Source organism: Lysinibacillus sp. Y5S-8 (genome assembly GCF_036894365.1).
Classification (GTDB): domain Bacteria; phylum Bacillota; class Bacilli; order Bacillales_A; family Planococcaceae; genus Lysinibacillus; species Lysinibacillus fusiformis_D.
In genome coordinates, this window is sequence record NZ_CP145889.1 from 3,751,667 (window position 1) to 3,774,975 (window position 23,309).

General features: G+C 35.9%; 18 protein-coding genes and 1 pseudogene. 4 read left to right on the forward strand and 15 right to left on the reverse strand.

Features of this window, described 5'->3' with window-relative positions; all coding sequences use genetic code 11:
• Positions 1-232 precede the first annotated feature (232 nt).
• The 4 genes from ald to V6670_RS18355 all read right to left on the reverse strand — a co-directional run bounded on the left by ald (position 233) and on the right by V6670_RS18355 (position 4,898).
• A complete protein-coding gene (gene ald / locus V6670_RS18340) occupies positions 233-1,360 on the reverse strand; it encodes an alanine dehydrogenase (protein WP_338651828.1) in 1,128 nt (375 codons plus the stop codon).
• A gap of 15 nt (positions 1,361-1,375) precedes the next feature.
• A complete protein-coding gene (gene kynU, locus V6670_RS18345; RefSeq protein WP_338651829.1) occupies positions 1,376-2,662 on the reverse strand; it encodes a kynureninase in 1,287 nt (428 codons plus the stop codon).
• Between the two features lie 162 nt (positions 2,663-2,824).
• Entirely contained in the window at positions 2,825-3,433 is a 609-nt protein-coding gene (locus tag V6670_RS18350) for a TetR/AcrR family transcriptional regulator (RefSeq protein ID WP_338651830.1), read from the reverse strand.
• A 616-nt stretch (positions 3,434-4,049) separates the two neighbouring features.
• Entirely contained in the window at positions 4,050-4,898 is an 849-nt protein-coding gene (locus tag V6670_RS18355) for a pyridoxamine kinase (RefSeq protein WP_338654679.1), read from the reverse strand.
• A 178-nt stretch (positions 4,899-5,076) separates the two neighbouring features.
• On the opposite strand from V6670_RS18355, the gene V6670_RS18360 reads away from it, so the two are divergent.
• Positions 5,077-5,631, forward strand: a complete 555-nt coding sequence (locus V6670_RS18360) for an ECF transporter S component (protein ID WP_338651831.1) — start codon at positions 5,077-5,079, stop codon at positions 5,629-5,631.
• Between the two features lie 136 nt (positions 5,632-5,767).
• A complete protein-coding gene (locus tag V6670_RS18365) occupies positions 5,768-6,208 on the forward strand; it encodes a cell wall hydrolase (protein ID WP_036122904.1) in 441 nt (146 codons plus the stop codon).
• 255 nt (positions 6,209-6,463) lie between these two features.
• Here V6670_RS18365 and V6670_RS18370 read toward each other — a convergent pair whose 3' ends face one another.
• Both V6670_RS18370 and V6670_RS18375 read right to left on the reverse strand, forming a co-directional pair.
• Positions 6,464-7,378 (reverse strand): hypothetical protein, encoded by a 915-nt coding sequence (locus V6670_RS18370; RefSeq protein ID WP_338651832.1) that lies wholly within the window; start codon positions 7,376-7,378, stop codon positions 6,464-6,466.
• A 405-nt stretch (positions 7,379-7,783) separates the two neighbouring features.
• Positions 7,784-9,040 (reverse strand): MFS transporter, encoded by a 1,257-nt coding sequence (locus V6670_RS18375; RefSeq protein ID WP_338651833.1) that lies wholly within the window; start codon positions 9,038-9,040, stop codon positions 7,784-7,786.
• A 345-nt stretch (positions 9,041-9,385) separates the two neighbouring features.
• Here V6670_RS18375 and V6670_RS18380 point away from each other — a divergent pair, with 345 nt between their 5' ends.
• Positions 9,386-10,360 (forward strand): restriction endonuclease, encoded by a 975-nt coding sequence (locus tag V6670_RS18380; protein WP_338651834.1) that lies wholly within the window; start codon positions 9,386-9,388, stop codon positions 10,358-10,360.
• Between the two features lie 435 nt (positions 10,361-10,795).
• Here the strand turns inward: V6670_RS18380 and V6670_RS18385 are convergent, their stop codons facing one another.
• The 4 genes from V6670_RS18385 to V6670_RS18400 are packed head-to-tail and all read right to left on the reverse strand — an operon-like array spanning position 10,796 to position 17,190.
• On the reverse strand, positions 10,796-13,996 hold the full coding sequence (locus V6670_RS18385) for an AAA family ATPase (RefSeq protein ID WP_338651835.1): 3,201 nt from the start codon (positions 13,994-13,996) through the stop codon (positions 10,796-10,798).
• Complete coding sequence (locus tag V6670_RS18390) at positions 13,993-14,664, reverse strand: hypothetical protein (protein ID WP_271910842.1); 672 nt, start codon at positions 14,662-14,664, stop codon at positions 13,993-13,995. Before V6670_RS18390 ends, V6670_RS18385 begins: the two co-directional genes overlap by 4 nt.
• Complete coding sequence (locus V6670_RS18395; RefSeq protein ID WP_338654681.1) at positions 14,615-16,018, reverse strand: hypothetical protein; 1,404 nt, start codon at positions 16,016-16,018, stop codon at positions 14,615-14,617. The genes V6670_RS18390 and V6670_RS18395 overlap by 50 nt, the downstream gene beginning before the upstream one ends.
• On the reverse strand, positions 16,009-17,190 hold the full coding sequence (locus V6670_RS18400) for a DUF2399 domain-containing protein (protein ID WP_338651836.1): 1,182 nt from the start codon (positions 17,188-17,190) through the stop codon (positions 16,009-16,011). The genes V6670_RS18395 and V6670_RS18400 overlap by 10 nt, the downstream gene beginning before the upstream one ends.
• Positions 17,191-17,744: 554 nt before the next feature.
• Between V6670_RS18400 and V6670_RS18405 the strand changes: the two genes are divergently transcribed.
• Positions 17,745-18,197, forward strand: a complete 453-nt coding sequence (locus V6670_RS18405; protein WP_338651837.1) for a hypothetical protein — start codon at positions 17,745-17,747, stop codon at positions 18,195-18,197.
• A 104-nt stretch (positions 18,198-18,301) separates the two neighbouring features.
• Here the strand turns inward: V6670_RS18405 and V6670_RS18410 are convergent.
• From V6670_RS18410 to V6670_RS18430, 5 genes and pseudogenes are all read right to left on the reverse strand, one after another.
• Positions 18,302-18,627, reverse strand: a pseudogene (locus V6670_RS18410) (transposase); the annotation flags it as partial.
• Positions 18,628-19,193: 566 nt separating this feature from the next.
• Positions 19,194-20,018 (reverse strand): HNH endonuclease, encoded by an 825-nt coding sequence (locus tag V6670_RS18415; RefSeq protein WP_338651838.1) that lies wholly within the window; start codon positions 20,016-20,018, stop codon positions 19,194-19,196.
• 161 nt (positions 20,019-20,179) lie between these two features.
• A complete protein-coding gene (locus V6670_RS18420) occupies positions 20,180-20,518 on the reverse strand; it encodes a nucleotide pyrophosphohydrolase (protein ID WP_338651839.1) in 339 nt (112 codons plus the stop codon).
• Between the two features lies 1 nt (position 20,519).
• Complete coding sequence (locus tag V6670_RS18425; RefSeq protein WP_338651840.1) at positions 20,520-22,157, reverse strand: DUF2075 domain-containing protein; 1,638 nt, start codon at positions 22,155-22,157, stop codon at positions 20,520-20,522.
• A gap of 756 nt (positions 22,158-22,913) precedes the next feature.
• Positions 22,914-23,063 (reverse strand): hypothetical protein, encoded by a 150-nt coding sequence (locus V6670_RS18430; RefSeq protein WP_186436198.1) that lies wholly within the window; start codon positions 23,061-23,063, stop codon positions 22,914-22,916.
• Positions 23,064-23,309 lie beyond the last annotated feature (246 nt).

Genomic DNA, 23,309 nt, shown 5'->3' on the forward strand with positions numbered 1-23,309 from the left:
TTTTTTATAGATTAATACAAGCAAAACAACTCCTAGATAACCAGATGTAAACTTGATCTTAATACTATTAGAAAGCAAAGCCATTCAGTTCTAAAAGTCTATTGATCGTACACATAGCTAACAGCCAGATAAAGATGCTACTATATAAAAGGCCTGAGTTCCTATACTATACTGAACTCAGACCTTTTCAATTTCTTTTTACATTCATATAATCTCATTTCTTCGAGTACGATTACACGATTTGACCTTTTAATAGATCCTCTGCGCTTTCATATGGTAGCTGTAAAGCTTCAGCAACCTTACGCATTGTAATTATACCTTGATAAACATTCAAACCTTTTCGCAATGATTCGTTTTGTAATAGTGCTTCCTTATAGCCCTTTGCTGCAATTTGTATAGCATATGGTAATGTCACATTCGTTAAAGCCATTGATGATGTTTTCGGCACTGCACCTGGCATATTACCCACTGCATAATGCACAACACCGTGTTTTTCGTATGTTGGATTATCATGTGTTGTTACACGGTCTGCTGTTTCCACAATTCCGCCTTGATCAATGGCCACATCTACGATAACAGAGGCTGGCTGCATGGCTTTCACCATCATCTCTGTCACAAGTCGAGGCGCCTTGGCACCAGGAATAAGTACTGCACCAATAACCAAATCTGCTGTTTTTAATTGTTCTGCAATGTTGAAGCTATTGGATAGCAACGTTTGAATACGATCCCCAAATATCTCTTCAAGCTGGCGAAGTCGAGCAGGATTGACATCTAAAATCGTTACATTTGCACCTAAGCCTACAGCAGTTTTTGCTGCATTATAGCCGACAACCCCACCACCTATAATGGTTACATTACCTTTTGCTACACCTGGCACACCGCTTAGTAAAATACCTTTACCACCATTTGTTTTTTCTAGATAATGTGCACCAATTTGCGCAGCCATTCGACCAGCCACTTCTGACATCGGAGCAAGAAGTGGCAGGCTTCCATCGGCTAATTGGACCGTTTCATAAGCAATGGCTACTACTTCTTTTTCTAAAAGTGCCTTCGTTAATGCTTCATCTGCTGCTAAATGTAAGTAGGTAAATAAGATTTGTCCTTTGTAAAAATAATCATATTCTGAAGCGATTGGCTCTTTTACCTTCAGGACCATTTCGGCAGCCCATGCGTCCTTCGCCGTTGGAACGATGGTTGCACCAGCTTCTATATAGTGCTCATCTGTAAAATTCGAGCCAAGACCTGCGTTCGATTCAACAAGTACTATATGACCTGCAGCTATTAAAACACTTGCACTTGCAGGCGTTAAAGCAACACGGTTTTCCATTACTTTTATTTCTTTAGGTACACCAATAATCATTCCATTACTCCTTTATTATGCAACGATTTCCCGTTCATTTTTGAATTGCTCATACAATTTTTCATCCATAATTGTTTTTAGTATTTGAACGACTTCATAGACCTCTTCAAAGGTATTATAAAGTGCCACAGGTGCGATACGAATACCATTTGGTGCTCTAAAATCAGGAATAACTCCCTTCGCTTTTAATGCCTTACAAATACGAGCCGCTTCTGTATGTGTTAAAAAGACATGTCCACCTCGTTGCTCATTGATTACTGGGCAATTAACTTCGAAACCATATTCACCCAAATATTGATAGTATAGTGCAATGAAATACTCTGTTAGCTGAATTGATTTCTTACGAATACGTTGAATACCTGCTTCATTAAAGAGTTCCAACGCACCTAGCAGTGGCGCAAGGTTTAATAAATGTGGTGAGCCCATTTGATAAGCACCTGCATCTGGTGCCTGTATAAGGCTTGTTTCCATATCAAATTGCTTTTCTTTAGCCGAGCTAAACCAACCTGCCAAGCCTGGCTTTGTGTTAAAATGCTTCTCATTGACGAATAATCCAGCGACAGCACCAGGACCCCCGTTTAAATGTTTATAATTACACCAGAAGGCAAAGTCCACATCCCAGTCATGTAGTGAGTGCTCTATAGAACCCACTGAATGACAAAGATCAAAGCCAATTAGAATACCACGCTGATGCGCTTCCTTTGTTAGCGCTTCCATATCAAGAATCTGGCCGCTTCGATATAACACACCAGGAAGGATAATCAATGCCACATCATCTGTCATCGCAGATACAATATCATCATGCGCATAAAAGTGCCCGTCCTTACTACGAACATATTGAATATGCTCCTCAATATTTTCATAATGCAAACCTAATTGACTTTTTACTGCATATAAGTCAGTTGGGAAATTTAATTCATCAATAACAATTTTTGTTTTATTACCTGTTGGCTTATAAAATGTTGCAATCATTTGATGCATATTCACAGTAGTAGAACCTGTTGCAATGACCTCCTCTGGTTTCGCGCCTACAATCTTGGCCAGCTGAGCACCCACTTGCTCAGATAAATAAAACCAAGGATATTCCCCTTGCGTCCATCCATCAATGCCGTACTGTTTCCAAGAATCTAAAAGCGTCAACAGACTTGCCTCAGCTTTCTTTGATAAAAGCCCTAATGAATTCCCATCAAAATAAATGGTCTCTGGCTGAAGATAAAATTGTTCTCTAAATCCTTTTAAATCATCATTTTTGTCTAAAAAAGCTGCGTATTCTCTTGTAGGATTAAACTCCATATTAAACACCTCACCTTTCTAAAATATTGGTAGCATGGTCATCTTTTAACCACCTTATATTCATCTTATCAAAAAGTGACACAGTGTCAATATTTTTTAAAAAAAGAATTTTTATGTTTTAAAATCGATTTTTAATACATAAAACAGAAAAAAACCTCCAACAAGGGGAGGTTAATCAGTATAGAGGCCTTTCATATAAAAATGTACCATTAATTCTACGTTTTGCTCGATTGAGACATTTGGGTCTTGCAAGCAACGCCAAAGGAAACTCTCATTAATGTGATACCACATATTTGCAACATCTTTGGCATTTAGATGGGAGTATGCAATATTATTATTTTGCACATATAAAATATCTTTCTCAATATGATCAATAAAGTGTTGCTGAACAAGAGACCATTTTTGACGAATTTCCTCTGAGCTCCCTATTGCCTCAAGAACCAGCTTCATGAGCTTCTCGTTTTCTATACCTTGCTTATTGAATGCCTTTACCTGGAATGTAATTTGCTCTCTTGCTTCTTCCTTTGATTTCGGAACAAAGCTTAACTTCGCAATATTGTACATTTTTTCAAGAAGAGAATCGATTATTTCTATTAAAAGTGCATCTTTATTGGAAAAATAAACATAAGCTGTGCCATGCCCAACACCAGCTTCCTTAATAATTTGCTTCATCGTTGATTTCTGAAAGCCCAGTTCGAAAAATACTTTTTTCCCAGCCTCAATTAATGTCCTACGCGTTTCATGAGCACGGTCTTGTTTAATTTGACTACGATTCTTCATATTACACCAACTTCCACTTTCTCATTATACAGTGATAAAAAATAACAAGGTATTACATGAGGTTGAACAGAACCAAAGCCAATTTTGATTGTACTTCAATCAAAACTGGCTTTCCTTTTCATTATAACATTTTTATTATGACGAAATAAGAAGAAACCTTTTATTACAGTACACTACGTTTTTTCTGCACCCTAACAACACTTAATTTTCCCAAAAACGAGTAAGCTCACAATCGCTTGTTCAATATATTTTAATACAAAGTAAAAACCCCCTAGAGGCTAAAATCGAAGCACCCTTTAACTTCCATAACGATGATTTTGCCTCTTTTCAGCTAAGCCCTACCTTGCGAGAAAAATACGCTGCTTGCACACGATTAAGTAATAAACTTGGCTAATAGAAATTAAAAAGGCTGCCCATATTAAACTTATAACCTCAATTGTATTTTTTAATATTTAACTTTAAATTCTACACACATTATTTACTAACAAATAGTGCCCTAAAATAAAAGCGGCGTGTAAGCTCATATTAGCCCCCTCGCCACTCATAAATTTATCAATCCTTCAAGAAAATCAAATGACCCTTTTTCAAATATCCAATAGAGAAAATCAATAGTAATCTAAAGTAGCATGCGTAAAAACTGTTCAAAATGTACGCCTGCCTCGCGTGGAACTTGCTCCTTCGATGTAGCTTCAATCGCGGCGGCTAAAAATGTTTCTGCCAGCTTCATAGACTCTACTAAATCTTGCCCACGCATCATACCGCCCATCACAACGGATGCAAATAGATCACCTGTACCTGAATAGCTCTCACCGTTATAGTCGCGGATACTGTGGAAAGACCGCTGCGCATCGACAAACATATTGCCAACATAACGCTTGCCCGCAGCTGCTGTTGGTGGATTCAACCCAGTAATAATGACGTTCGCTCCAGTCGCCTGTTGTAGCTGTTGTCCTGCCTCTTCAAGAGTCTGAATATACTCGATATCGTTTTGATAGCGCTGCAGCTTCTCATACGACAAACCTGTAAGCAAGCAGCATTCCGTAACATTTGGTGTAATAATGTCAGCACACTTCACTAACTCTTTCATTCGATCAAGTAACTCACCCGTAAACATTTTATAAACCTCGCCATGATCACCCATCACTGGGTCAACAAGCAATGTCGTTTCATTGGCGTGAAACACGTCTAAAAAACGAAAGATATTATCGATTTGCTCCTTCCCTGTGACAAATCCTGTGTGAATGCCATCAAAGGTAGCTCCAAGCTTGCTCCACTCATCTACAAAATAGTCCATCTTTGACGTTAAATCCTCACAATAAAAACTCGAATACCCTGTTTGCGCCGTTAAAATAGCTGTTGGAAGCGGTACTGCTTGTACGCCCATTACAGACAGTACAGGTATCGCAGCCGTTAACGAGCACTTCCCAAAGGACGACATATCTTGAATTACAGCAACTTTTTTCATCATTCATTCCACCTAACTCATCCTGCTTATACTTACCTCATCGTATCACAATTAGAAAGATGCGAAAATAACCTCAATCTGACCTCTAATTTTTTTATAAAATTGACACTTTCACAACAGTCAGTCCTTTGCTAAAGTAAAAATCATCAAAATATTCATCATAGTGAGGAAGAGACAAATGCAAAATATACAAAGGCCATCATCCTATACAAAATCACGCACGAAAACATTTGATTTAGTCATTACAGCTATTTTAGCAGCACTTGTTTTCGTAGCTACCATGTTCATCAATCTTAAGCTACCGATCGGGCAAGGTGGACTTATTCATTTAGGGACATCCATGCTTTTCATTTCAGCCATTTTATTCGGACCTAAAAAAGGTGCACTTGCTGGAGCCATCGGAATGGGTTTATTCGATATCGTAGGTGGCTGGTTAATCTGGGCACCGACTACTATTATTTCACGTGCATTACAAGGCTTCATCGTTGGTAAAATCGCTTGGTCAAAAGGACATACAGGTGATAATCTTGGGCTGAATATTTTAGGGGCCGTCGTATCCATGCCTGTGATGATTGCCGTTTACTATGTTGGGCAAGCCATTATGTTCAATAGCTGGATTGCACCGATGGCATCCATTCCAGGAGACGTCATTCAAAACTTTGTCGGCTTAATGATCGCCATGCCAGTATGTGTTGTACTGAAAAAAACACCTTATTTTAAAAAGAATTTTTAATCTAAAGACGCCATCTTACTGTTTTGTACACTGCAACGATGGCGTTTTTTTATTGAGTAGTATGAAAAACAACGAATTTCTAGATAAAGCGAAACTAGCCTTGATCTTTTTCATACTATAGGGTGGAGGTGTAAAAATGCCAAGAGTAAAATACCGCGATGCAGACGTTGCTTTAATGGCAAGGATGATGAGAGCAGAAGCTGAAGGTGAGGGTCAACAAGGCATGCTTTACGTGGGCAACGTCATTGTCAATCGTGCAGTAGCATCTTGTTTAGACTTCAACGATGTTAGAACCATTGAACAAGTTATTTACCAGGTACAAGGTGGAAATTATTCTTTTGAAGCCGTTCAAAAAGGCAATATGTTTTACCAACGAGCGAGAGAAACCGAAAAAAGATTAGCGAAACAAAATTTAGACTTCTGGCGAGACCATCCAGCAAAATATGCACTCTGGTACTTCAATCCATATGCCCCATGTCCCCCAACATGGTACGGTCAACCGTTTACTGGTCAATTCAAAAATCATTGCTTCTATGAACCAGCTCCAGATACTTGTGAGAGTGTTTATATGGGATAGGGTAATATTTGAGTTCGCTACGCATTTTTAGTTATTCGCATTAACTTTTTTTAAATAAGGAAAAACATAAAAAAAACATATTATTGACCAATGAAATAAAAGGGAACAATCTAAAACTTAGATGTTCCCTTTTTGAAATTGAGTTAGGATAATTCAGAGGATGGAGCACCAACGTTCAAACGATTTTTATACATTTACGAACAGTAAATAATAAAATGCATTAGTGAAATTGATTTAAACTCCTAAAAGAATTATTTAATCTTGGAAACTAGTTAATATACCATCTTCAAAATAAAGATATTGCCCGTTTCCATAAACCCATTGTTCATAAGACCCGTATTCTGTTACTGTTCTATTAATATCATAAGGTGCGCCCCATAGTGATGCTAATACTTCGTCATATGTCATTCCAAGTGTAGGATTCATCCCCCTTGCATTTTCAATTTTTTCATTCATTACTTTTTTTTCTTCAGCTCTTCTCTCCATTGTATATAAATTACTTCGATATTCATGTTCTATCCATCCCCAATCATTTAGAGTTATTGGCCCAAACGATGATGGATTGGCATAAGACGTATTTGTTATTCCTGCTACAATTTCATCCCTCATTCTTCCAAAGTATTTAGGATTTACAGCAAGCGCTAGTGCTCCTGAAGCCTTATAGGAATTCTGATCGGTTTGTAAATATAAAGCATAATTATACATTGCTAAAAATTCTTCATTGTCTTCTAGTACTTTTGTATTTTCATATAGTTCTTGAACTTTTAGGAAATCTTTTGTTCTGACTGCTTGTTCCATCTCATCTAATTTTAACTTTTTCTCTTCTTCTATAATTTTTACAACCTTATTCCAATCTTCACGATTCAAAACGATTCTCATTCTGTTATATTTAGATCCCAAGAATTGAACATTTTTTTCCTGTATTAATTGATCTACAAATTTTGTACCAACTGCTCTAACTTTATCAAGTTCTGATTCTGATACATCTAAAGTTTCCATTTCAACTAAAAGATCCTCATATTTCCTTTCTTTTATAAGTGTTTCTAATGTTAAAATCTCTGCCTCAATACTGCTTTCCATACTTTTTTCTTTTATAACTTTTTCATCATTACAAGCAGACAACATTAAAATGAGACCAACACCGATTGCAACATGTTTAACTTTTAACACTGTTCATTACTCCTTTACGCTTTCCCCATTATGTAATATTGCTATAGAAAATCTTTTGTTCTTGAATGCAAAAAATAATAATGATCCATTGGTACTATTCTTATTTATCAATCTTCACATAAAAAAATAAATCCTATTCAGGGGAAACATCTTTTTAAATACCTAATTATGAAATATGTTACAAAAAGCTCAATATATACATTTTATATTTCTATGTAATTTTAATCAATAAGATAGTAAATTTATACTGCAATGATTACGTTGAAGAAGTAATATGGATTCGTTTTGTACAATAAAAGGGAATTACCTTTAATACAGGTATTCCCTTTTGTCATTAAATTATGGCGCAGTTTTATTCACCTTCAAAATCTATGCTCTGTTTATAAGTAGGATAAAAGTATGTTCTCAACCTCCTGTTTCCACACGCCTTTCCTTAAACAACATCACCCCAATTAAGCCCATAACAGAGAATGCGACTGGCGAGATGAAACCATAGTAATATCCCTCACCGATATTGCCTGAAGCAGACTGAAAATAATCTAAAATATAGCCAAACATAATGGGTAATAATGCTGCACTTAGAAAGCCCCCTGTATTGGCAAACCCCGAAACGATACCTGATTCAGCTAAAGGGAAAGTTTGGCGAACAGCTGCAAAAGTTAGGGCACTTGCACCATATCCAAAGCCGATGATAAAGAACAGGACAATGAGCATGAAAATGGATGGATGCCCTTTCAATAAAAGAAAGGCAAACCAACACACTAAAACTGCAATATGAACAACAATATAAGGCTTTTTAATCGTTCCTAACCACCCTGCAATCCAGCTCGTTAACGGAGCTCCCATCAGTGCCCCAATCAATCCAATCATAATGAGCTGGCTTGCCTCTGCACGTGTCATCTCATACATATTGATCCCATACGGAACAGCCCATGAGCTGATAAAACCAACATAGCCTCCCACAACGCCAAAATGACAAAAAAATAAAGCCCACGCTTGTCGACTCGAACATATTCTGCGTAATAAAACAGAGGTTTTTTCACGTTGTACTTCCTTAGTTACTACTACTGATTCTTCTGCAAAAATTCGTTTTGTAGTTTTCACAAGCACACAATAAAGAAGCACTCCACATAAGCATAATAAAAGTCCCGTTGAAAAAAATGTGATCCGCCAACCAAATAACAGGATCAAAGTCGCAAAAGGGACTGTCGCCAATAAGAAACCAAGACTCCCGGTCATCCCAGCAAAACCAATTAATCGGACAAACTCCTTTTTCTGAAACCATTGCGCCAAAATGAGCACCATATTCACCCATATGGTCGCATCCCCTACCCCTGTAAGCATTCTAGAAAAAAATAGCACGAATTCATGTGTACCTAGACTATAAAGAATTGTACCTAATCCTGTAAGGGTGGCACCAACGATAAGAAAAAAGTTCGGCCCAAACCGATCCGCTAAAATACCCATCGGAATCTGCAAACCCGTATACACAAAAAATTGTATACTCGTCAATAACCCAATCGTCGATGCTGTCACACCAAAATCCTTCATCAATTGATCCGTAATTAACCCTGGAGCAGTTCGCTGACTTGCCATTAACAAATAGGTAAACAATACAGCAACAAACACAACCCATCTGTACTTGTGACGTTGTTTATCCAATAATCACTACTCCTATTAGCTTTTATTTTATGTATATGAATTTTAGGTTGGGGGGAAGACCTTTTTTGTTTAATTAAAGTAGACGGCAGAAAATTGGCTATTAAGAGAAAGAAAAAAAGCAAAATTTATTCTGGAAGGATTATAATGAAATGTTTACAGCCCTCTCTGTACAAAGTTATCTATTGTAGTCATTCCAATCTTAAATTGGTTACAAAATTTAATTACTCACTGTAAAACATTAATAATTCATAGCATCTAGTTATCTCACTAATTATTTATAATCTACTAAAATTATACTATTAATTAATGTATAATTTTTATAAATTAAATGTAGGAGGTTTTTTTATGGTTAAGTGGTGGATGGTACGTGCGGGAGATAATAATGAATTAATTGATACTTATTTAAATAACGGAATTGCATCAATTGGATGGCCTGCATTAGGAAATCCACAGCGTTTTAAGAGCAAAGAAGAAATGATTAGATATGCTGACGAAAAATATGAGGAGCGCAAGCCTGCTACACGCTTAAGTCAGATGAGTCAGTTATGGCGATTTATTAACGAGATAGAAGTAGGAGATAAGGTGCTTTCCTATTCAAAAGAAAAACGCGAATATATTATTGGTACAGTTACAAAAACTCATTTTAATGATACTACTATAGGTAATTTAAATTATCCGAACCATATCTCTGTAGACTGGCAAAAAGAAAAAGTTTCCCGTGATCAATTAACACCTTCTTCAAAAAACACATTGGGATCCACTCTTACTATTTTCAGAGCAGATTCTGTAGCAAATGAATTTACTCAAAAAATTTCTGGAGTACAGCAAAATATTATGCCTATAACTAATGACGATTCTTTTTTGGAGGAATTTGAAGGAAAAGCTATATCAATGATCTCCGATAAAATAGATTTACTAGACCCGTGGCAAATCCAAGAGGTTATTGGCGGTCTTTTACAAGCGATGAATTACAATGTACGAGTAAGTCCAAAAGGGCCTGACGGTGGAGTAGATGTTTTAGCATATAAAGATTCGTTCGGTTTTGAAAAACCTATCATTAAGGTTCAAGTTAAACATAGAAAATCTACTGCAGGATCCCCCGAAGTACAACAGCTACTTGGGGCAAATCCAAGGGAAGGTAATTCTCTTTTTGTATCAACTGGTGGGTTTTCAAATCAAGCTTTAGCAGTGGCCAAACAAGAAGGAGTTAAAACTCTTGATTTAGAAGAACTTGTTGAATTAATTATTCAGTGGTATGACAAGATGCCAAATGAAACTCGAGCTTTATTGCCATTAAAAAAAATTTATATTCCCGAATAAGATCCTCACAAAGCGAGAGGACTGGCTTAATTGATGAATAAATAATCGCTTTTTACCAGTCCTCTATATTTATATTTAACTTTTATATATTTTCTACATGTTCAAATGATTTAAGTTTAAATCATTTGAAATAAAAAATCATCTACTACCTGCCAAATTAATTCATTCGATATCATTATCTTTCCAAAGGATACTATTATTTCAATCAAGAATATGTTCAATGTTGTATGATGTAGTATAAAACAGGCACCTCTATTTAATATTTAATTTAAAAATTTAGATCTAATCCCTGCATCACCTACCTTCAAGTATTTATGGTATGGGTCCCTTATCACAAATAACTATGTCAGTTCAATTAAATACGAAAAAGGTATGTTAAAAGTTTAGCAAACTTTAACACACCCTTATACAATCACTAATCAAAAGCAATTACATTCACTTCTTATTCTGTATCCCACGAATTGTACTTTTTGGAATCGTAGCATCATGTTCCACAATGAATACTTTCGAGAAGCAGTTGTAATACGTTTCATCATGTCCCTTTGGCGACACAATAATCAGTTTACGTTGTAGCTCTTCGGCATAGAGATTAAACACTTTATTTTTTCGCTCATCATCTAATGCGCTATCAAACTCATCGAGTACGATATAGCCTGGTGAAGTGGCTAAGTTTTGTAGTAGTGCGAGTGCAAAAAGGAGTGAACTTAGTGATTCCTCCCCACCTGATACACCTAGCCCCACCTTTCCACTACGAGCCTTCATACTCACATCTTCAAGCGCACCTTGATGCCCAATTTTACGCGCTTTAATATAAAGTCGGAAATTGACACGACCTGATTTATCTTCAATGCGTTCCTTTTCAACTTGCCCCTCAAATTGAAACAAATCCATATACTTTTGGAAAAGCGTATTGATTTTTATCAAGTGCATCGTAATCGTGGTTTCTAAACGGCCCTCTAGCTCATTTGCACGAATCGTATTGCTTTCAAGTAATTGCTCCGATTTCGCTAGATCAGCATTTTTCTTATCGAAATCAGCCTTTTGTTGATCATAATTTTGCTGGGCATTTTCGTTAATTTTTTCTAAGCGGGCATTGCGTAGCTCTGCTTTAGCTTGTTCAATTTCAGCCTGTAGCATTGTCAATGATAAGCTCGTCATGAGTAGTTGTTCGTCTAGTTGCTGTGCTTCTTGTGGTAAAACCTGTTCAAGTTCAATTTTATCAAGCTCACAGCGACTTTTCATCGTTTCATCCAACTCCAACTTTTCCTTAGCCTTTTGAATCGATAAATCATAACCTGTTATTTGACTTTCGACGATTTTTAAATCGCTTTCGAATAGTTGTTGCTGTTCACCAAGTTGTGATTGCTTGCGTTTTTGCTGATGATTTTCATGCTCTTTTGTCTCTTGTTCCTTAATAAGTTTTCGAATGTTTTGCTGCAAATATTTTCTTGTCCGCTCAATCCGTTGTAGCTGCATTTGCTGCTCTGCAAAGGCACCGAGCTCCTCATGAATTTGCCATTGTTGCTTATAAAGATTCTGATGATACTGTACATCAATTTGCTCGCCTTTCAGCTTTTCTAGTTGGATTTCAAGTATGGTTTGCTCATCATCAATATCTGACAATTTTTGCTCGACAAGCTCAAGCTGCTGCCTATAAGATGCATAATCCGCTTGTTTTAATAGAGTACTTTCGGCTAATTGGATCGTATGAAGATGACCTTGTAGCTGTTTCAACTGTTGTTGATTTTCTTCGTATTGTTGTTCTAAATATTGCTTCTCGTTCATTGTTTTTGTATATTTCTGTTGTACTTCCTGTAACAACTTTTCGATGGCCAAATCACTTAAAATATATTGAGCCGCTTCCTGCGCACCGCGAATACCGCGCGTATCATATAATAGACCTTGCTCGATTTTCGGGCTCTCTAAGAAAAATTGCTGCACCCACCAAAGTGCCTTATTCGCATAATTCTGCTGCTGTTCAGGTAAATCGCTACGAATTTGTAAGCCATACTCAGGTAGCTTCGAGATACTTTCAGTCGGCACAAGCTGTTGAAGTGATACATAATACAAATCATTGACTGGCTTATAATTTTTCCCAACATAAAAAATGGTATATTTAATCGCCTCCAGCTGCTGTTCTAGCTGCACTGGAACTGATGGCATAAGCTCGATCAACTCACGTAATGTATACGCCTCTAGCTGCTGCTGCTTTAAATGAAGTAGTCCCTGCTGCTGGCGTTTGGATACAACCTTTTTTTGTTCATACAGTGTCACTTTCTGTTCCAACATTTTTAATTCCATTGTAAGATGCTGTATCTGTTCAAAACCTTGCTCATTTTGCCGTGATAGAGTGTTAATTTGCTGCTCGATTTGCGCACTGCTTCCATAAATTGCTTTGTGCTTTTCTGCATTTGTGATTTTTTCTTTTAGCTCTGATGAAGTGATTTCTAAACGGACTTTTTCTTGATCGAGCTCGCGTTGTTGATGGCGTAGTTGGGTGTGCTGATTACTGAGCCCACTTATTTGGTTTGTAATTGTAGCTAATTGTTCATTTGTTTCTTCTAGCTTACGTTGTGTCGTTTCGGCATCAAAATGTAAATGCTTTCGCTTTTCATCGATTTCTTCAAGCTGCTGCTCTAACTGCTGCTGCAAGGCTTGTTGCTGTGTGTCTTCATCTTCTTTTCGCTGTAATTTATTGGTAATATTGATTAATTGCTGTGACAATGTCGCAATATTCTCCGATAATTGTAATTTTTGTTGCTCTAGCCTTTCAATATTACTCTTTAATTGTTGCTGAGTAACCGTTAGTTTTTCCTTTTCCACTTGATATTTAGCCTTTTGCTCAGCCATCCTTTCCATTGAGGTGCTATAATACGTGATGATTTGATGGAGCAACGTATAGTATTTTCGGCCGGATGTGAAAATACGTTTTTTGTTATCTAAATATTTATTGAGCTCGGTTTGAGCCGCATTTACACTTAATTCCGCACCTTTTTGAATACCCTTTAAATATTCAATTTCCGTGCGAACTTCTTTAATTTTTTCTAATGAATTTTCCCATTCCTTTTGCATGTCAGAAATCTCAAACATGTCACTAAATTTGCGGAAACGCTCTTCCGGGTACATCGCCGCAAATTGATTGACTTCTTGTTGATACCAAATTAAATAATAAACATCTGGTTCAATTTTATAGCGCACACGTAAATCCTCGCGATACGCCTTGAGTGTACGACCCGCTGTACCACCAGATGTATAGCGGGCATGAGATGTTAAATTAGCTGTATCTTGCCCATTTAACACCTCATACTCGCGCTGAATCGGGCTATTTTTCGTATCTTGATTGACTGTCAGCTGAAAGGCGATAAATTTAGGACCATCAATTTTCGTAGGTCCTTCATTTAAAAAGACGAGTGTTATACATGCATACCAAGGGTCATTTGCTTTTAAATTTGTTGAACGAAGTCCCTCTAATTCTACCTTCGAAGAATGTAGCACGGCACCAAGGCAAAATGTTAATGTCGATTTCCCTACACCATTTGGACCAGTAATTAAAATATGCTCGTCTGCTTCCCCAAAATCAATGTTTCGCGGTGAGTAGTCGCGAACACCATGAATTTTCAATTGATACGGGATCATTCGTTTTCCTCCTTGATATGTAGGTTATAACGATTGAAAAACTTCATTACTTCTTCTTTACTAAGCTGTGTTTCCTGGGCAAATTCCGTTGTACGTCGTAAAAATGATTCTGAAAACATATGTACTCCTATGGCTGTTAACATATATGCCTCTTCAGAGACGGATTCGTAGTCTGTAACCGCGCCAATTTTTTTCAGTTGGTCGATATTATTTTTTAATTTGCGATTGGCATTTAGCGATTCATGGCCAAAATCAACTAGGATTTGATGCAGCAGCGTAAATTCATGCCCGAGTACTTCTTGGTGATAAAACAAATACAACATAATCGCGAGTGCCTCACTGCTTAATGTTGATTTCGCATGTTTTGCCGTTACATGCATCATGACAATCACGCGGTCTCGACGATCATCATAAATAATACGGAAATAGCGACTTAACGCAGCATTTAAACGATTGATGAATGAATGGAAAGCATCATCATCTCCACTTTTAATGCCAAGCAACTTTTCTAAATCCTTCTTAGCTAAGCCGTAATTTGCCCCTTTGATCGATGCAGATGAAGAAAATAATAACTGCATAAATGCTAATTCTTCTTCGGTAGTTAAATAACCCTTTAAACTATTCATCATCATGAGGGTATTGTCGAACGGTAAATCGTTTGTCGTCATCGTCTATCCACTCCCATTGTTTTTCATAATCTTTCGTTTGTTCGATAGGCTGCTGTTCAACCTTATTGTTACTAGTTAATGCGGAGACAGCTAATAATGAAAGAATTGCATCATGCCATCTATTTGAGCTTGATTCCACAATGAGCTCTTCCATTTCTGTTTCACCATGTTCACTTAAAAAATTTTCAATTCGCTCTGTATCAATTAGTGATTGGGTCATTTTCCATGAAACCTCCTCCAAGGCTTCTTTTATTGGACGAACATCCATTTCGGTCTCTTCATATTCAGGCTCAGGCTGATGAGAAATCGGCTTTTCTAGCTTCGGTTCATACGTTTGCAAATAATGGATGGCATCTGTAATATCCTGCGGACCAATTGGTGCAGCAAATTTCACAGGGACCCACAGGCCATCCATCGCCTCTTCTTCATATTGATTTTGTTCCATAAAACTTAAAATATCATGGGCTGTCGGGATATTCGGATTAGCTTCTGGTGAATGCATCGCCAAAATAAACTGGCGCACTTTTTCAGGTGAAATGGTGTTAGCGGTAGGTGTGAGCTGCATATTGACAAAGCGGATATATTTTGTAAGCAAGCTTAAGCTAAGAGAAGCCCCTTTTGAAATGGCAGCTGTTCCGCGGCGCATTAAATCGCTCATTTTCGTACTTTCTTCGACAGTGCCAAACTGTTGTAAGCGCTCATTTAATTTTGTTTCAAGCTCTTGCATTAGGTGATTAATTTTCTCCAACTGCGGTAAGGCATTGCGATCAGCAAGGAGTTCAAGCTGACGTTCCTCTAATTGCTTAATCGCCTCTTCAACGTTGTATATCATCGATGCAATTTTATTCCCCCCAGAAATCCCTTGATCGTCGTAGGCAGCGCTTATTTCGGCATCGCGTCTCGCTTGAAATAGTGAGCGTCCTATATCATCCTGCAAATAATAGGCAAGCGCATCGTTACCCATTCGAATTAACCCATCCATTAGATTTTTTCCACGGTCACGCATTTTAATTTGACGGCTTTGTTTAACAATCCAATTATTACGCTCTAAAATCATAAGCATTCTCGTAATTTGTGCTAACGTTGGTGGATCATTGTCCTGTAAATACGTAGACTGATATCGGTAGTACAGCACTTCTTCGTTATCGATGGCATCTTTAATGCCCAGAGAGGCCTCATTAATTAACTGAATGACATTTAAAAATCGAATGGTTTCGATTGGGGAATCGTACATTTTTTCAGTACTTAATTCCTTTAATACACCTGCTAATGATGCTAAATCACGCATTGATTTCATGAATTCCGCGGTTTGATAATCACTTGTAAAAATCGAAATCGGTTCTTTTACATCCATTTGATCCACTGTTCAACTCCTCCTAACTGTTGCTCCTGTTCATGTGCCTCCTGTACTTGAGCTGCATAGCTTTCGATTGAATGATACAATTTATAATCACGCCCAACAATTTTTACCGATCCCTTAACTAAAGCGGCGGCATATTTGGCAATCGTGATGCCCGAGTTATCAGTATCTGTCCAAATAATCGTTTGTTTAATAGCTGATTGCAGTAATTGCTCTATAAATTGTTTATGAGCCGAACGAATTTGTCCGTCTAAACAAACGATACAAGAATTCGTTTGCCGCAAAAATTCCGTCTCTACAGCCATACGTGTTAAAATAGCACGGTTTTCAACAAGCCATAATGTTGTACTTGTCGTTGTAAAAGGTGATGTTAAGACCGCATTATCCGTCGTCGCATGTACCGCGCCAATTGCATACGTCGCAACACTGCTTTGTATATTACCAGTAAAATAAATTGGCACAATTTTTCCGATGCTTACAAGCCCATAAAGCGTCGGGTCAATCCGACTTTGCTCCAACTGCGCTAAAAAAGCCTCCCGCTCTTGATCAAATACTTTTGAACCTCCTATCTTATCGTGTAAGCTCGCGCCGATCTCCTTAAAATCAAATAGGTCCTTTTGCACAGATAACGCATAAAACGCTAAACAAAACTCAATATATTTCATTCTCTTTTGCACCGTCCACTGTTTAGGCAGCGCATTCCATTCAATCGCCTGTTGAAATATCTCTGGTAACGCTAGTTTTTCGGCCTTTTGTTGTAACGCCTGCATCTGTTGCTGTTGTTTTGTGAACTGTTGTTGTTCGTTTTTTTGTTGCTCTTCTATGTAAGCCGGGCCAATGCGGTAATAATCCTCCTTAACGCTAATGCCGTCCGTGTGATAACGAATTTCGCGCACAATCCAGCCCTGTTGTAACCACTGTTGAATCGTGTCATTCGATTCATGTAATGTTCTTTTCGCATTTGGTGTGAATTTATAAGATGCTAATTTTTTAGGAAGAGGGGAAGTAAATTCTGTATGCATTGTCAACTTTAAATGCGCGACTTTACGGAATGTACGCGCCGTCTTTTTGACAATCGTCATAACAAATAGTTGCTCTTGCTGTTCTACCTTTTCAATCAACTCATCTTTTTTCAAAAAATACGATTGGATAAATACCTCATGCATTGCGAAACCCTCCTATACTTTGTGCCCTGTTTAGTAGTAGCGTACCATATGTTTTGATTGTTGTGGGAAAAGGCAATAAGCCGTACCACCGTACCAGCGATGGTTATTAAGTAAATTTACTTGGCGGCACATGCGTAAAAGTTATCTATAAACTGGTGGCAACTTTTGGGACGCAGCCATTCCCTATTTCTACATCTTAAATTTAATCTTATTATAATTCCTAGACTTAGCTATTTCACGAGAACTTTCATTTCCATTTAATGTAATGATCAACAGCTTGTACTGACGATGATTTGACCATAGAAAAACTGCACTCTTATTTTAGGTTGTGCCTAAAATAAGGTTGCAGTTCGATATAAAGGATTTTGAAAATGTTACAAAGAGAGAAGTCACAAAGTATATTGTCGTGGAGAGTATTCAATAGCAAACTCCCATTCCAACAATATAAATGTTTTCATACAAATCGAGGAAGAGAATTTCTTAACAAACTAGTGTAATTGCAATGATATTTTTAACATATACTCTTCCAACTATATGTGAAGCGAGGTAAGGAAATGGACGAAAAAGGGACTAGTGGCTTTATTATATTAGTCTATGCAATTGGATTGATTACTGCAGTTTTACTTTTATTATTATCTAATAAACTTTTTACTCCTCTTTTAATTGAAGTCAATTCTGGAAAATCAATTATTAACTTATTTTTTAACAAAGATGATCATTTAAATTTCACTTTAAACTTGATTGTTCCTTTATTACTACAAATAGTTGGAATAATCATTCTGGTAATTATTTTTTTGTGTTTAGTAAAAAGTATTTTTCTATGTGAAGATACTTCATCAATCAAAATTATTATGGGAATATTATCGTTGCTATTAATAGCTATGTTGATAAAAGCAATGATAGTTGTTTGGCCTATAATACAAATCACATTCTTATCTATCATTTGTTTTGTATTTATGATTGTGGTACTTGGCTCACTTATTAACTCCACTCCTAGCTCACAATAATTTACGAATTGACATCATCAAATAGAAGCAACATTGCTACGCCATTGAAATGGAAATAATTATCCAAAATAAAAATGAGTACGGTGCGAGGTCACCCCAATAAATTTATATCTTGTGAGCGAACTAGAATCGATCTCATCATCTACCGGTGCCATCCCTAAGAAATATTTAAAAGCCATATCAGATTTAACGTTCAACTAAATCGACATCTGATAAATCATAAATGGCTTTCAGGAGTATATAATTGAACATACGAATGGATGGAATCGTATTTCGCCCTTATCCAAACAGTACTTTGATTTTAGTTGGTCTACTATCACTAAAAAATCTACCAGTTCATTGATTTGGCGAAGCATATTATCATTTGGAATGATTAAATTATATAATGCCATATCAGATTTAAGTTCAACGTTTCTTGTTTAGAAATCATAATCGAACCACCTCGATCGAGCTTGTTTTCCTTTTATTATACTATTGAGAAGAAATTGAACGAACAGAAAAAGGGATTGGAGAATTAATTCTGTTTCTCCAATCCTTTTAATATTATGTTGTACTTTTTCAGTACCTTAGTGCAATACCGGACTCGTTTTATCCAAGCTTTTCAATGAAATAACCGTGTCTAACTTTTAGGGGTCTGTTCACATAAGGATTTAAACTTTTTTGAGATCGTTTGATTTCGATATATGGAGACTATGTTCGTTCTCTCGAGTACTTTTTCTAAGCAAATATCAAGTCCGCACAGAGTAAAAACTTCATCTAGAATAGAACTGTCCCAACAAAGAAATCTGCCCAGCTGTTACATATTTTTCCTTAGAGCTCCTTTATCTCATTTTGATAAATAAGCCTCGACAATATAGCTTGGGTAAAAACCATTGAATCCTATGAAACGTTTTCAATCTCTAATAAAGAAATATATTGTGATTTAGTTCTCTAGAAATTACTTTATAATGATCACAAAATTATTTCTCCAGTCATATGATTGAAATTTCCATTATCTCATTCCTTTACTATTTGTTTAAGTCTTTTAATATCCTCTTCCGATTCAACAACATGCATCTTTCTATGACAATTCGGACATAAAGCAACAGTATTTTCAACTGTGTCCTCACCACCATTTGAAAGCCATTCTATATGATGTGTTTCTAAATAAGGTTCACCCTTTTTATTCAAAAAAGGAACTTCCTGTTCACACAGTTCACATATTCCTTTAGCTCTTCTTTTCGCATATTCCGCTACATACGGATTCCTTTCATAAATTTTAACAACCGTATTTCGAGACCCCACTTTTTTTGCACCAAATTGTTTTGCTCTCGCTTTTACTTCAGTAGTTGATAATCGTTTCATTTTCTTCTGTTTTTCAAATAAATACTGTTCCATTAAATCTTTTGATATAAATGAAGCCTCTTCACTATATTTCAATTTAACAGGGAAAACCCAAACTTTTCTTTGACGTCCATCCTCACCTAGCTGTTCTTCTTGATAAGGCACATCACAAAGAAAAATAGGACCGAGATATGTATATTCATTTTTCTTAATAACTTCAAAAAGGAAAACTTCTACTCCATTTGTACTTGATTCATTTAATGTACGATTTTGTGCAAAATTAATATTTTGATCTCCATTTTTACCCATTCCGGTATAATGAAGAATATCTCCCTCCCAGCGATCATCATATAATCCTTTTGTATGATCAGTCACAACTACGAGCGTGTTTGTTTTATTTGACTTTCTCATTCCCCCCATATTTCCACATTTAAATATATCTTTTATTACATCATTAGTAACTACTTGTCCAATCTTTAATACTGGATCAAATTCCATATACCATCCACTTCCAATTTCCAGTTGTAATGTCTTCCGATGATTACTCACACTAATAAAATCTTTTATTTACCCACAAAAAAATCACTTGACAAAAAACCTCTCTTGTACGTAAGAGATCATATATATTTAAAGCAATTTACTAGTGTTTGTTCCTATATTTATATCTCATTGTATTTAGTATTTTTTCCAGCAAACTTTTCAATTGGATATTTTTCATTATTTTTTTGAAGTTTATTATTTATTATTTTTACTAAGTCCAAATCCGTTTCATTCGCAAACAATATCGCATAAATCAAAACATCCGCTAGCTCCTCCTTCATCTTATCTACATTCTTTTCAACTGCTTCCTCACTCGTTTTCCATTGAAATAGCTCTAATAATTCACTTGCTTCTAATGATAAGGAGAGTGCTAGATCCTTAGGATTATGGAATTGCTGCCAGTTACGTTGGTCTCGGAATTGCAAAATACTTTCACGTAGTTGTTCTAACTCACTCATACTATTCACCTGCTTTTTGATATTCTAGAAGTTTATTGCGCAACGCTTCATCACTTGAATAAATGTACAGACCTTTAATTCCACGCTTCATCAAGATATTGATTGAGTTTAGGACGATTTTTTCCTTTGCCCCATTTACATTTTCAATTCCGTCCATACCTGTATATGCACCTTTATCCATATACTTACTCGTATCAATGATGATTTCATCTTTAGTAGCGTCAAATTGAACAGATGGCCCAAGCACAACGCCAACATAATTTAAATCAAAGCCTTGTATTGTATAAATTGATCCAGCCTCATGAACGGTTTCTGCTTTTTCTGCCCATGTATATTTCGTACTTGTTGTATTCCATGGCAGTTGGTATTCACCATTTGATTCCTTCACGTAGTAGGTTCCACCATCTTTTTTATGTATGTAATCAAACGTTGATACAACACGACTTAAACCGTGCTGAGTATTTTTGTGTTTAATTTCATCATGCATGTCCTTCAATGATTCAAATACTCTAAATTCATAGTTTTTGTCTTTAGGAAGGGGCAATAATTTTTTTCGCTTGAATTCATTTATCCAATTGATTACGTCATCATTTGCTTGCATGCGGAATTGATTTGTTAACTGGTATTCTTCGTGAAAAGCACTTAATTTCTTAAGCCCTTCTAATGTTGCTGCTCCCCATAAACTCTTCAGTTTTAGTACTTGATCTTGATCATAAATAATGACAACTACCTTTGCCAGCTTCAAAAACTCATCTAAATGATTATTGCCGTGGAAGCCATTATAAGTATCTGGCTTTGTTAGCAATAAATGTGCTTCATCTACGAAAATGATATCAGCCTTTTTTCCCTCTTTTTGCAACATATTAATCAAAGATGTAGGTTTTGCAAAGTTTTTCCCTTTTAAATGTTTCACCTGTTTTGCTATGTTTTTATATGTTTTAAACATTTCCTCATGGTTTACAGCTAAATAATTTTCTGTACGATATAAATTTGAAGATGCTTCTTCTACTCTTTCTTGAATCGTATTGAAAATAGAACTTAACACAACGCTTTTTCCAACGCCCGCTTCACCTTCAATGATTAATAGACTTCCATATTCACTTGTGTTTTGAGTAACTCGTTTCTCACAAAACTCGAGTACTTTATCTTTTAATTCAAGTTGTTCTAAAGATAAATCTTTGAAAGGAGATAATTTAAAAATATCTTTGTTTTCAATTACATGTAACTCATTGTCAACAAGCTTTTGTTCATATAGTTTTTGCCAAAGTTCTTTAAATAGTTGTTGATCGTAATAAGGTTTATTGTAGTAGTTATGAGTAAAATCGTTAGCCGTCTTACTTTTATTTTGAAGCGTATATTTTTCATCACCAAGGAAATAGTTAATCAGTTTTGTCTCTAGATGAAAGGTTGCTGATCGATTAAAGTGTTCGTGCTTAATCAAATTTACTTGTTGAATATTTTTACGGGCTTTTAAATGAGCTTTCATACGATTTTTAAAATAAACCGTTTCACCAATATAAGCTTCTTTATTGCCATTCAAAACATAGATAACTGGATAATTTAAATACTGCTCTTTGTTGTTAATTTGATTGATACTTTCTTGTATAAAAGGCCATGATAGTATTTCGATAGCTGTCATTTCTTTTCTCCTTATCACAATACCCTAGTTAAGAATCATTATTTATAGAACTTTCTAACTAAATTTCACGTTATTATTTTATCATAATTACCCCTTTTTGTTTGTAAAGACCGCTAACCAAAATGGAAGCTAATTATTATTCGAATCATATATTTAATCTATCACTTAATTCAATTAAGAGTTACTTACTTAGTTGCGCTCTGGTTTCAGGGATGCTATAAATAAAGTTAATTTTTCATTAGATAAACCTTTTTAAAACCATTGTTTTCTATTATTGAATCCGATGTTTTAAAGATGGAGATGCTGAGACATTCAGGTTTTAAAAAACAAATATATAAATTAATACTAAAGGTTAGAGCATTGAAGAGTTTGAAACATACATTCACTTAAATTCTTTTACCTTCCTTTGAGTCAAAAAGTTTGATCTCAGTTTAAAGAGAAAAACACTTGGTTATCTCACCTCATGACTATCTCCCCCTCAATCGTAGTTGGGGCTTAATTGTAATTGCAATATCACACAGCAGATTTTAAGCTTTTTATCAAAACAGAAAAATGCAGTCAAATCATGTAATTTCTGTCCTCAATCGAAGAAGTCGGCCCCAGCTACATGGCTATGTTGTTTCAAATTATCGAGGAACGGATATCTAATGACGAGTTTCTATCACCACATCTAAAATTCGGGAGAATATTAACTCTACGACCAATTGAAAAGAAAAAACATAGGGAGATATTAATCTTCCTATGTTTTCATTCATATTATTGATCTGTTTGTTCTTGCTTCTTTTTCAAATACTCTGCACGTATTTTCTCAAGTTGCTGCTTTTTATCGAATTTGGCAGGTTTGTGTTTTTCATGATACTTAGCCACAGCTGCCTTACCTTTGGTATCCAATTGATATTTCCCCACTTTGGTTCACCTACTTTTCCTGTCTTAAAGAAAATCTATTCAACAAATATAATATACCTTATTTTGCTGATGTATACATTTTTACTATATTGGTGTACTGCCTAACCTTAAATTCAGTAAAAGCTTAGTAAATAATTCATAGCCAAATGTATTTAAAATATTTGTATCCGTACACATTTCAGATGATGTTACCTTTATTCTTATTTATGTGACGTAAATCGTAAAATTTCCGTTCAATAAACGATA